We start from the raw sequence: 12277 nt of genomic DNA, 5'->3' as shown, positions 1-12277 counted from the left end.
CGGATTTTCTTTTATTTTACTCCACCTCTCCGGGCCAGATATTCATGCCCCCAGCCACATTGGTCACATGCAAACCTTGCGCACTTAAAAACTGACACGCAGCCGCAGAACGTGCGCCAGATTGGCAGATGACATAGTATTTCTCCTGCTGGCTGAGTTGTTTGTAGCTCGTCTCAAAAGTGCTTAATGGCAGATTTTTTGCCGTCGGCACGTGTCCCATTTGAAACTCATAATCTTCTCGCACATCAAGAATGGATAAGGTTTCTGTCTGATATTTTTTATAAAATTCAGGCATACTGATGCTAGTTTCCATATTCTACTCCCTCTGGTTTCACCATTTTATACAAGGCAAAAGCGCCGTCTAGGTTCTTAACAGAAAATCCTGCTTGTTTGAGAATGCGCTCGGCAATATAGCTACGAAGTCCACTATGACAGCTCACGATATAATCTTGCGACTTGTCTAACTCTCCTAAACGCTCACGCAATTCATTTAAAGGAATGTGAACCGTATCCACTTTCAAACGACCTTGTTGAAGCTCACTGGCCGTCCGCACATCTAGGAACTTCTTACCAGCAGCTAGTTCATCTTCCAATTCATACCACTGGATATTGTCGCTCAAACCTTCTACTAAGTTTAAGGCTGCATATCCCAGCATATTGACCGGATCTTTAGCAGAGCCAAACGGTGGCGCATAGGTAAATTCCAACTCTGGCAAGTCAAAAATGGTTAGATTACCTTTGATAGCCGTTGCCAAAATATCAATCCGCTTATCAACGCCTTTTTTCCCAACACCTTGTGCACCATAAATTTTGCCACTTGTTGGCTCAAAGAGGAGTTTCAAGGTCACATCAGTCGCACCCGGATAGTAGCCAGCATGATCCTTACCACTGACATGAATAACTTGATAAGGCAGGCCATTCATACGAAGAATGCGCTCGCTCAACCCTGTCGAAGCTGCCGTCATGTCAAATGCCCGAACGATAGCTGTACCAATGCTACCTTTATTCTTGCGAGCTACCCCAGCAATCACGTCCGCCACTTGGCGACCTTGACGATTGGCAGGCGAAGCCAATGAAATCAGCGCGTCTTCTCCTGTAATCTCTTGCTTAACCACAATCGCATCACCGACTGCATAAATATCAGGTTGACTGGTTTCGTAACGCTCATTGACTAAGATACCGCCACGCAGTCCCAGTTCAATACCTGCCGCCTGTGCCAAAGCATTCTCCGGTTGCACCCCGACAGATAAAATGGTCACATCAGAAACAATTTTTTGCCCATTCTCCAGTACAATGACCTTTCCCTTGTCCTCAAACCGCGTAGCAGACTGAGAAGTAATTACTTGAATACCGTTTTTCAACAATTCAGCTTGAACAAAAGCAGCCATTTCTTCATCAAGCGGTGGCAAAACATGCGGTGCTTTTTCAACAATCGTCACCTTCAAACCGCGCCTCCGAAGATTTTCTGCCATTTCAAGACCAATGAATCCGGCCCCAATCACCACAGCTTCTTTTGGTTGTTTTTCTAAAGCTAACATAATCTTATCTAGATCAGGAACATTGCGTAAAGTATAGGTATTTTCAGCTGTTTCCAAACCTTCAATTGGAGGCACAAAAGGCTTTGCCCCCGGAGATAAAATCAACTTATCATAACTCTCTGTAAATTCCTTTCCATCATGCCGAACCGTCACTATATGTTGATCTGGTGAGATAGCCGTCACTTCATGGAAAGGTCGCACATCTAAACGAAAGCGTGCCTTTAAACTCTCAGGCGTTTGCACTAACAAGTCTTCCCGCTCAGCAATTTCTCCAGAAACATAGTAAGGCAGACCACAGTTCGCAAAGGAAACGAATGGCCCCTTTTCAAAAATAATAATCTCAGCGTCTTCTTTTAGCCGTCTTAAACGCGTCGCTGCAGACATTCCACCTGCAACTCCACCAACAATGATAATTTTCATTCAACTTCCTCCTTTATCACTTTTAAACAACTTTTCCGGTCCAAGCACTCATACCGCCTTGAACATTGACAACATCGTAGCCTTTTTTCTTTAGCTTTTTGGCTGCCATTTTGCTCCGCACACCGGAATGGCAAATGACATACAGTGTTTCATTTGTTGCTGGCGTGTATCTTGCGATTTCATTGAGTGGGACATTCTTTGCGCCTTTGATATGACCACGCCGATATTCAGACGGTGTTCGTACATCTAGCAGTTGAATCTTCTCTTTTAATTTTTGTTCCAATTCACTTGTAGAAATACTATCTATTTTCGTAAATAAGTGAAACATAAGCACCTCCGTTTATACCCTTATGGGGTATATTAAACCATGAAGCATAATTTTTGTCAAGAATGTTGTTTCTAGATTAAAAATATGAGTTACTTCAGCCTGTTCATAAAAAAGTAAGCCTCACAGATCAACCAAATGAGGTCAATCTGTGAAGCTCATCTTTCTTTTAAACGATTTCCCATCAGCCACTGCATCACTCTGACTTAAAATGACTGGTTACTGCTAGACTTTAAAGAATTCGTTTTAATCCTCTTTTTTACGATGACCAGCTAAACCTAAAGCCGATAGAAGTAAACCAACACCAGTCAGCGTTGCAAGCGTTGGACCAACTTGAGAATCACCTGTGCTTGGCAAGATTTCTGTTTTCGTTGGAGTTGCTTTTGTAGGAGTCGTTGGTACAACTGTCGGAGTCGTTGGCTTGTCCGGCGTTGACGGAACTACTGGAGGAGTTGGTTTATCTGGAGTTACTGGGATCGCAGTATAATAAACATCCTTAACCATATCCTCTTGAGTGACTGTTTCTGCCGAAACAGTTGCCACATCTACTGTGTAGCCTGGAATGACTGGAGATGGAACAGCGTCATAGGTTGCCTTGTCAGCTACCCAATCCGTAGTCTTCACAACATCTCCCGTTACCTTATCTTTCGTCACCGTCCGTGTCCAAGTTACTGTTTGCACATTATCGGCTGGCGTCTGGCTACCTGCTCCATGATAACGAACCGTCAAACTCACTTTCTTGCTTTCTTGACTTTCTGCTGTGCCATGTTTCAAGTGAACCGTCACGTTTTGATCATGACTGCTATCAAGGTCGAACTTAGCTGGTAATTCGTCTTTAGAAACCAATTCATAGCCTTTATCTGTGTACCCTTTGACAACTTGACCATACTTCGTTTTAGCAGCTGCTGGAAGAGCTGAATCTGACTCTCCCGTCGTCAACTCTACTTGGTTTTCCAGAGTGGTGCCTGTCGTATCATCAATAACTGTATAAGTTACTTTTTGAGTTTGAATACCATAATGAACATCTTTAACAATATCTTCTTGCGTGACTTTTTCTTGCGGAACTGTTGCCACATCTACTGTATATCCTGGAATTACTGGCGATGGAATAGCATTATAATTTGCTTTATCTGCTGTCCAATCCGTTGCCTTCACAACATCGCCCGTCACCTTGTCTTTTGTCACCGTCCGTGTCCAAGTTGCTGTTTGCACATTATCGGCTGGCGTCTGGCTACCTGCTCCATGATAGCGAACCGTCAAGCTCACTTTCTTGCTTTCTTGACTTTCTGCTGTGCCATGTTTCAAGTGAACTTCAAATTTTTGATAAGTTTCATTATAAATTACACCCGTACTTGGATAATTATCTGAAACAAGCTCATAGCCTTGACTTGTATAATGAGAGATCGTGTCCGCTGTTCTGTAAGAATCCGTTGTATTATAATCACCAGTTAATTCTTTCGTTTCAAGAGTTGCACCCGTTGTATCATCAATATAGCGAACTTGGGCCCTTTCTTGATTAGCTTTATAAACAACTGTTTCAACGATATCCTCACTATCACCTGTGATACCATCAACAGCTGCAACAATTGGTTTATCAGCTGTATAACCTGTAATCATTGGGGAAGTGACCGCTGCGAAAGTTCCTGTAACGGGTGACCAAGAGCCTTTAGTGGAACGTTTTGTCACTTCATCTGTTTTCACTTCTCTAGTAAAACTCAATGAAGTACTACGACTTGGGCTTGCTTGGCTACCATTCTTATAAACATAATGAATGGTTTCTTTAACGGTTTTAATCTCACTAGATGTTGTTACCTTGTGTTTTAAGTGAACCGTCACGTTTTGATCATGACTGCTATCAAGGTCGAACTTAGCTGGAAGTGGGTCTTTTGAAACCAATTCATAGCCTTGGGCCAGATAAGCTGATACAACCGTATCGTATTTCCTTTGCGCTGCTGCTGGAAGAGCTGCATCCGACTCACCAGTCGTTAATTCCACTTGGTGTTCTAGAGTCGTACCTGTCGTATCATCAACAACCGTGTAAGTCACTCGTTGCGTTTGGATAGTGTAATGCACATCCTTGACAATATCCTCTTGAGTGACTGTTTCTGATGGAACAGTCGCAACATCTACCCTATAACCTGGAATCACTGGGGATGGCACAGCGTCATAATTAGCTTTGTCACTGATCCAAGCTGTAGCCGAAACTTCAGTACCTGTGATCTTATCTTTCGTTACTGTGCGTGTCCACGTTGCTGTTTGTACATTATTAGCTGGCGTTTGACTACCCGCTCCATGATAACGAACTGTCAAGCTCACTTTCTTGGTTTCTTTGCTATCTGTTGTACCATGTTTCAGACGAATGACAACGTTTTGATCTTTCGTGCTATCCTTGTCAAACTTGGCTGGTAAATCATCTTTAGAGATTAACTCATAGCCTTTATCTGTATATCCTTTGACAATTTGATCATACTTCGTTTTAGCAGTTGTTGGAAGGGCAGAATCCGAATCACCAGTTGTTAATTCTACTTGGTTTTCCAAAGTTTTTTGTGTCGTTTCATCAATGACTGTATAAGTGACTTTTTGCTTATCAGCTGTATATGTGACTTTTACAACAACATCTTTACTATCACCTATGATACCATCAACAGCTTCAACAACTGGTTTGTCAGCTGTGTAACCTGCAATTATTGGAGAAGTGACTGCCACAAAAGTACTTGTACTTGGAGACCATGCACCTTTTGTAACAGCTTTTGTTACTTCATCAGTCCTCACTTCTCTAGCAAAGTCTAGTGTAGCTTTATGACTTTCTGCTGCTTGGCTACCATCCTTATAAACATAATGAATTGTTTCAGTAACAGTTGTATTTTCCGTAGATGCTGTCACTTTATGTTTCAAGTGAACAACGACATTTTGGTCTACGCTACTATCTGTGTCAAACTGAGTAGGAAGATTGTCCTTAGATACCAATTCATAACCTTTAGCAAGATAATCATCAACGGCTTTATCATACTTCGTCTGCGCATCATCAGGAAGATTTGCACCAGAATCACCTGTTGTCAACTCTACCTTGTTCTTTAAAGTAGTGTGGGTTGTATCATCAATAATAGTGTAAGTGACTTTTTGCTTGTCGGCCTTGTATTTAACCGTAACCTTGATATCCGCCTGATCAGCAGTTACGGTTTCTGCGTCAACTTTAGCCTTATCTGGCGTGTAGCCATCAACAGTTGGAGAGACTACCTCTGGGAAGGTGCCAGTAGATGGTCCCCATGCCCCTGTTGTAACATCCTTCGTCACTTCATCTGTTTTCACTTCTCTAGTGAAAGTCAAGGTCGTTTTCTTCTCTGGAGCTGCTGGTGTATTGTCATCCTCGTAGAGGTAGTTGATGGTTTGGGTAACGGTTTTGGTTTCTGTAGAAGTTGACACTCTATGTTTCAAGCGAATCACCACGTTTTGGTCCACACTGCTGTCGGTGTCAAACTGAGCTGGCAATTCATCCTTGGCAACCACTTCGTAACCTTGTGCTAAATAACCTGCGACTACGGTGTCGTATTTCGTTTTCGCAGCAGCTGGAAGAGCAGTACCAGACTCGCCTGTTGTCAATTCAACCTGATTTTCCAGAGTCTGACCTGTTGTCTCATCTACGACTGTGTAAGTAACCTTTTGGTTTTGAGCAGTATAATGCACATCCTTAACAATATTCTCTTGAGTAACTGCTTCAGACGGCACTGTCTCGACATCCACGCTATAACCAGGAATCACTGGTGATGGCACAGCATCATAGTTTACTTTGTCGCTTGTCCAAGGTGTTGTTGAAACCTCTGTACCTGTGATTTTATCTTTTGTTACTGTACGAGTCCAAGTCGCTGTTTGCACCTTATCTTCTGGTGTTTGTTCCCCAGCACCGTGGTAACGAACAGTCAAATTTACATTCTTGCTTTCTTGGATATCAGTGGTACCATGCTTCAAGTGAACAACTACATTTTGATCGTGGCTACTGTCAAGGTCAAACTTAGCTGGAAGCTGGTCTTTCGAAACCAATTCATAACCTTGAGCTAGATAAGCATTCACCATTAAATCATATTTTTCTCGGGCACTGTCTGGAAGAGGAGTATCAGAGCCTCCGCTGGTAAGTACTTCCTTATCTTTCAGCGTTTTTTGAGCAGTGTCGTCAATGATGGTATAGGTTACTTTTTGCTTATCTGCTTTATAGGTAACCGTTTCTTCAATATCTGCGCTATCTCCCGTAATCTGTTCAACGGCTGCTACAGTTGCCTTATCTGGTGTATAACCATCAACCTTTGGAGAAACTACCTCTGGGAAGGTTCTGGTAGACGGAGCCCAAGGACCCTTATAGACAATCTTATTAGTCACCAGATCCTTTTTGATAAGCCGGTTAAAGTCCAGAATCTGAACCTTCGTATCCGCTGCCTCTGTGTTATCTTCGTAAACATAATTGATGGTCTCAAAGACAGTCCTAGTGTCTTCAACTAAATCCATCTTATGACGTAGATGAACTTCAAAGGTTTGAAGAGTTTCATTATAGGTTACACCAGTTGCTGGATAACCATCTGAAACGAGTTCATAATTTCGATCAGTATACGTCTTAATGGTTTCAGCTGTTCGATAAGGATCAGTCTGACCATAAAGTCCATTCAAATCCTTAGTTTCAAGCGTTTCGCCTGTTGTGTCATCAATGTAAGTGACCTTTGCACTAGCTGGATTAGCTTTGTAAACAACTGTCTTTTCGATATTGGCACTGTTAGCCGTAATATTGTCAACTGCTGGAACCTCCGCTAAGTCTGGAGTGTAACCTTTGATTGCTGGTGATGTTACGGCTGCAAAACTTGTTCCATTTTCTGCTGTCCAATCACCAGTTGTAACATTTGTAACAAGGTCTGTTGTTGCTGTTCTGGTGAAATCTAATGTAGCAACATAGGTTGGTTTTGCTTCTGTACCATTTTCATAGACATATCTGATAGTCTCTTTGACAGTTCTCTTTTGAGTTTCAGTTTTTGTCTTATGTTTTAAATGAACCTCAAATGTTTGAAGTTTATCATTATATTTCACACCTGTTGGTGGATACTCATCTTTAACCAGTTCATAATTTTGATCTGTATACTTTTTAATAGTTTCGGTTGTTCTGTATGAATCAGTAGTATTGTAATCACCAGTCAATTCTTTTGTTTCAAGAACTTTATTTCCATCAGTATCATCAATATACGTTACTTTTGCATTAGATTTATTTACAGCGTATACATAGTAAAAATCTTGATCGTTATTTTCAAAAGCTATGGACTGACTAGTAGTAAGCTGTTTTCCTGATATTGAAGTAATAGGATTCTGTGTCGTTACAAGAGTATATCCTGCAATCGTTTTCGGAGTAGCCTTATAATCTGGTGATTTAGGAACACTCCCCCCTGCTGGGAAACCAAATTGATAATCTTGTGTTTCTATTTCTTTACCTGTAGTATCTACATAGTGTATTGTAATCTTTTTTTGACCTTCTGCACGCGCATTTGATGGAGTTGTTGTGGCAGAAATCGTTTCTTCTTTAAGCTTAGTTACATTACCATTGTCATCAACGTTATAACTATAACTTCTTGACTCATTCGTTATAGTATTCTTAATTGAGGAATCTGCAAAAGTAATTCGTGTTGAATGTCCAGTTCCTTGAATGACACTAGCATCCTTTAAAATAGCACTAACTTTTTTATTGACTTCTTCTGTTCTGTTGATTTCCTGATACTTATCTCCCATTTGAGCATAATCATCAGTTGGCCAAATTTCATGATAGGTAGTAGCACCATTTCCTGTCATTTTTCCTAAATTAATAGCAACTGTGTAGGTCCCATCTCCATTATCAATAACAACCGAAGAGTTTTTACCCGCTTGTTTTAATGCCTTAACAATCTCTTCATCAGTTGAATTTGCTGGCAGTTCAATTAATTTGTTATCTGGATCTGAATTGATGCTAATAGAAGTTGAAGTATCTCCTTTAACAAGATACTTCCCATCTTCGCTAATAGCTAAGGTAGAAGTATATCTTTTCGGATCAGGTTTGATACTAATAATTTTCGATCCATTACCTGGTTTTATACGGTAAATAGAAATGATATCTCCTTGAGGAATCCCTGTTTGTCCAGGATTTTTGCCATCGCTAGATAATAGATTATTATAATAGTTAGCATCACCAGTTGAAGTACCTAATTTTATTGAATCAGCTTTATCACTACTAGCGCTATTATAAACTGCAAAAGGAGCCTGTGCTTTTTCAAACGTCCTAGGCTGAGGTTTAAACGTAAATGTATTCCCATTTATTTCTAAAACAATATTTTCATAACTTGATTTTGCTGTAAATTTTCCAATAGTTGCTGCTTTCTGAGTAATTTCAACAATTTTTTGTCCTTCAAATTGATTATTTAAAGTAATCACATAAGCAAGATTATTTGGATCAGAATGTTCAAATTTAATTGTTCCAACACCGTTTATTGGTTCCTCTGTTCCTGAACCAAGATTAGAGTAGTACGCTCCATAAGCATTGTTTACCAATTTAACTGGAATGCGAATCTTTGTACCAGCCTTTAGAGTCCCATCTTGAGTCAGAGTAAATTTCATATGAATTTGCTCAAATGCTATTTCTTGATTGGATAAAGTTTTTTCATCCCCAGAATTCATAGTTGTTCCATCTTTTGTTGTAACAGTCACTTTGAAATCTGAAATCTGAGAAAGAGCTTCTGTCACACTTCTGCGACTGCGTGCTGCTCTTGTTTGAGGTGCTGTATTCGTTTCTTCCGTCTTCGGAGTTGTTTCTGATTGAGACGGAGTTGGAGATGGTTTAGAAGATTCTTCTTCCGTTGATGAGCTATTGCTGCTTGATGGAGATGAATCTTCTGATGACGTACTTTCTGTACTTGAGCTTTGAAGTCCTGAAACAGATTGAGCCGCATCCATTATTTCATTTTCTGATACTGAAGAACTACTGACTGAAGAAGCATCTTCTGATATTGGAGTTGGAACAACAGCTTTTTCAGTTTCCGTTTTCTCTGATGAATCTGAAACACTAGTAACTTGACTGTTCATACTACTCTGCTCATCAGCTTGAACCGTCTGACTTCCTCCCACAATTCCATACATTGCTAAAGTGGCTATCGCAACGGAAACAAGACCCACGCTTTTCTTCCGTAAAGAAAATTTATCACGTTTTCCATTATAAAGTTTAAAACTTTTCACTTAGTATATTCCTTTCATGATAAAATATCTATATAATTTTTATCTGATGGGTAAAGTTGAGAATAAAAACCTATTACCCATTCCTAAAAAATTGAATAAAGCTACTTTATATATTATACTTTGATAATTGGAATAATTCAACTAATATGATACTAAAATACATGAAAAACACATGTAAAATGTACTTAAAATAAAGATAGCTGCAAAGTTGTTCACAGCTATCTTATAATGAGATGAAGATTGTTCGTTTTATCTACATTTCTTTTGTTGTTTTCAAATTATCATTTCCAAAAGAAAGACCCGTACCATGAGGTAGGGACTTTCAATTCTTATTTCGCAATTGGGTAAACAGAAACTTGTTTTTTATCGCGACCTTTGCGTTCAAAGCGTACAACGCCTTCAACTTTTGCAAACAAAGTGTCATCTCCACCGCGTCCAACGTTGACACCTGGATAGATGTGAGTACCGCGTTGACGGTAAAGAATAGATCCACCAGTTACAGTTTGTCCGTCAGCTGCTTTAGCTCCAAGACGTTTTGCTTGTGAATCACGTCCGTTAGATGTAGAACCTCCACCTTTTTTATGAGCGAAAAGTTGCAGGTTCGCAAGATTCATTTTCAACATAATGTTTTTCCTCCGTGTTAGTTTTCTGTGATAACTCTTGTCTGGACGAACTCAGCTGAGTCCTCCGATAAGTTTGCCATACCCAAGAAGAATGATTCAAAGAAAAGCTGAGTCATTTCTCTTTGGTGAGATGGAATATCTGTAGGAATCTCTACCCGTAAGAATCCACCTTCTTCTTCGTTTAATTCTAAGATTGGTTCATAGCCTGCGAATTTTTCAATCGAATTGATGAAATTTATGGCAAGCGTAGAAACCGACGCACACACGACATCAAAGCCGTATTCGCCACTTTCGGCGTGTCCAGTAATTTCTGCACTCCTCAGCTCACCATCCTCGGCTCGTTCAAAGACTGCTTGTATCATGTGCTCTCCTTAAAAATTAAGCGTTGATTGCATTGATGACAACCTTAGTATATGGTTGTCGGTGACCTTGTTTACGATGGCTACCTTTTTTAGGTTTGTACTTGTAAGTAACAACTTTCTTTTGTTTTCCTTGCTTTTCAACAGTTCCAACAACAGTAGCTCCAGAAACAAGCGGAGTTCCGACAACAGTGTTTTCACCACCAACAAGAACAACTTCATCAAATGTTACATCTTGACCAGCTTCAACGTCTAATTTTTCAACGTAGATTGCTTGACCAACTTCAACTTTAACTTGTTTGCCGCCAGTTTTAATGATTGCGTATGTGCTCATTATGCACCTCCTATGAATTTTACGGGTTTCCCCTAATTTTGTGAAGACTCGCCTAGCATCGTGGGACGAACCACTTATGACGATGTTCGAGCGGTTGCACAGGCTGTGCATAGTCAACTCTCTAAGTATAGCATTTCTAGAATTATTTGACAAGTATTTTTTATCAAAAGACTAATTGAGTAGCTTTTAGTAATTTCCCAGAATAACTTCCAATCTCAAAATCCGTTCTTATTACAACAATCCCTCAATCATTTCATCCACTTCGTCTGTTTCTGCTTCTGGTGTGATTTCAGTAATGATGATACCAGCAACAGCACGTTCCACTAATTCTTCCACATTCATACGTGCTTCGTATTGCTCTGCATTTTTTATCTTTGGATTGGTTTTCGGACGATCTGGGGCAAAAATGGTACAGCAATCTTCAAAGGGCTGAATTGAGATATTAAAGGTATCAATCTTTTCAGCAATATCAATGATTTCCAGCTTATCCATGGTCACAACTGGGCGAATAATTGGAGTGTTAGTGACAGCATTGATCGCTTGCATACTCTCTAGCGTTTGGCTAGCAACTTGACCAAGACTTTCTCCGTTGATGATAACGAGCCCACCGCGTTCTTCACGAATGCGATCTGTAATGCGCATCATAAAGCGTCGAGTTAGGGTCATCAGATAAGCTTCTGGTGCTTTAGCTTTAATTTCTTCTTGGATTTCCGTGAATGGCACTTCAATAAATTGAATACTGCCACCAAATTTGGTTAATTTGCGCGTCAAATCTTGCGCCTTTTTGAGAGCACCGGGACTTGTATAAGGAGGGCTAGCAAAGTGCACCGCTTCAATATCCACTCCACGTTTTAGAGCTAAATAGCCTGCAACGGGTGAATCAATCCCGCCTGACAACATCAGCATGCCTTTTCCAGATGTTCCGACAGGAAGACCGCCTGCTCCACGAATCGTTTCATAGGACAGATAGGCTGCTTCTTCGCGGATTTCTACTTGCAGTGTAATATCTGGCGTTTTCATCTTGACTTGAATATGTGGAATCGCATCAAAGACTGCATTTCCCAAGGTCTGGTTCAATTCACGACTATCCAATTCAAAATTGTGGTCACTGCGTTTGCTGGCAATCTTGAAAGTCATCCCCTCTTTATAAATTTCTTTCATAATTGTCTGCACCGCTTCAACCAAAGCAGGAACTGATTTTTCAATCTTATAAGACGGAGAGAAATTTTGAATCCCAAAAATTTGTTTAAGCGATTCTGCAACAGGTTGATAGTCCGTTCCGTGAAGATAGACATGTGCACGATCTCGGTCTGCTTTCACATGCACATCTGGGTAAACAGAGAGGACTGCTTGCATATTGCGTTTCAATTTGTTAATAAAACGCATGCGATTTTTTCCTTTGGTTGAAAGCTCGCCGTAACGAACCATAATTTCTGAATATTGCATTG

The 12277-nt window shown here is 40.4% G+C and carries 8 protein-coding genes and 1 other annotated feature; all 8 genes read right to left on the bottom strand.

What is annotated here, in order from left to right:
- Positions 1–16: 16 nt before the first annotated feature.
- The 8 genes from EHW89_RS03620 to thiI all read right to left on the bottom strand — a co-directional run bounded on the left by EHW89_RS03620 (position 17) and on the right by thiI (position 12275).
- Positions 17–313, bottom strand: a complete 297-nt coding sequence (locus tag EHW89_RS03620) for a rhodanese-like domain-containing protein (RefSeq protein WP_049533391.1) — start codon at positions 311–313, stop codon at positions 17–19.
- Positions 303–1958 carry an FAD-dependent oxidoreductase gene (locus tag EHW89_RS03615; RefSeq protein ID WP_126466719.1) on the bottom strand — a complete coding sequence of 552 codons (1656 nt, stop codon included), beginning with the start codon at positions 1956–1958 and terminating at the stop codon, positions 303–305. Before EHW89_RS03615 ends, EHW89_RS03620 begins: the two co-directional genes overlap by 11 nt.
- 22 nt (positions 1959–1980) lie before the next feature.
- Positions 1981–2286: a rhodanese-like domain-containing protein gene (locus EHW89_RS03610; RefSeq protein WP_003024970.1), complete on the bottom strand. Its 306-nt coding sequence runs from the start codon at positions 2284–2286 to the stop codon at positions 1981–1983.
- A gap of 243 nt (positions 2287–2529) precedes the next feature.
- On the bottom strand, positions 2530–9513 hold the full coding sequence (locus tag EHW89_RS03605) for a mucin-binding protein (RefSeq protein ID WP_126466717.1): 6984 nt from the start codon (positions 9511–9513) through the stop codon (positions 2530–2532).
- A 329-nt stretch (positions 9514–9842) separates the two neighbouring features.
- Positions 9843–10136, bottom strand: coding sequence for a 50S ribosomal protein L27 (gene rpmA / locus EHW89_RS03600; protein ID WP_003032879.1), 294 nt, complete (start codon positions 10134–10136; stop codon positions 9843–9845).
- A gap of 17 nt (positions 10137–10153) precedes the next feature.
- Entirely contained in the window at positions 10154–10498 is a 345-nt protein-coding gene (locus tag EHW89_RS03595; protein WP_003032850.1) for a ribosomal-processing cysteine protease Prp, read from the bottom strand.
- Positions 10499–10514: 16 nt separating this feature from the next.
- Positions 10515–10829, bottom strand: a complete 315-nt coding sequence (gene rplU, locus EHW89_RS03590) for a 50S ribosomal protein L21 (protein WP_003035040.1) — start codon at positions 10827–10829, stop codon at positions 10515–10517.
- 34 nt (positions 10830–10863) lie between these two features.
- Positions 10864–10935 (bottom strand) — a sequence feature (ribosomal protein L21 leader region).
- A gap of 125 nt (positions 10936–11060) precedes the next feature.
- Positions 11061–12275: a tRNA uracil 4-sulfurtransferase ThiI gene (thiI, locus tag EHW89_RS03585; protein WP_126466715.1), complete on the bottom strand. Its 1215-nt coding sequence runs from the start codon at positions 12273–12275 to the stop codon at positions 11061–11063.
- Positions 12276–12277 lie beyond the last annotated feature (2 nt).

Origin of the sequence: Streptococcus periodonticum, assembly GCF_003963555.1 — a bacterium.
Taxonomy (GTDB): Bacteria; Bacillota; Bacilli; order Lactobacillales; family Streptococcaceae; genus Streptococcus; species Streptococcus anginosus.
The sequence above is the reverse complement of the archived record's forward strand: the minus strand, read 5'-3'. Positions and strand labels throughout refer to the sequence as shown.

Coding starts and splice junctions, on each gene's coding strand:
- EHW89_RS03610 (WP_003024970.1), bottom strand. CDS start 2,286: ATGTTTCACTTATTTACGAAAATAGATAGTATTTCTACAAGTGAATTG.
- rplU (WP_003035040.1), bottom strand. CDS start 10,829: ATGAGCACATACGCAATCATTAAAACTGGCGGCAAACAAGTTAAAGTT.
- EHW89_RS03595 (WP_003032850.1), bottom strand. CDS start 10,498: ATGATACAAGCAGTCTTTGAACGAGCCGAGGATGGTGAGCTGAGGAGT.
- rpmA (WP_003032879.1), bottom strand. CDS start 10,136: ATGTTGAAAATGAATCTTGCGAACCTGCAACTTTTCGCTCATAAAAAA.
- EHW89_RS03615 (WP_126466719.1), bottom strand. CDS start 1,958: ATGAAAATTATCATTGTTGGTGGAGTTGCAGGTGGAATGTCTGCAGCG.
- thiI (WP_126466715.1), bottom strand. CDS start 12,275: ATGCAATATTCAGAAATTATGGTTCGTTACGGCGAGCTTTCAACCAAA.
- EHW89_RS03620 (WP_049533391.1), bottom strand. CDS start 313: ATGGAAACTAGCATCAGTATGCCTGAATTTTATAAAAAATATCAGACA.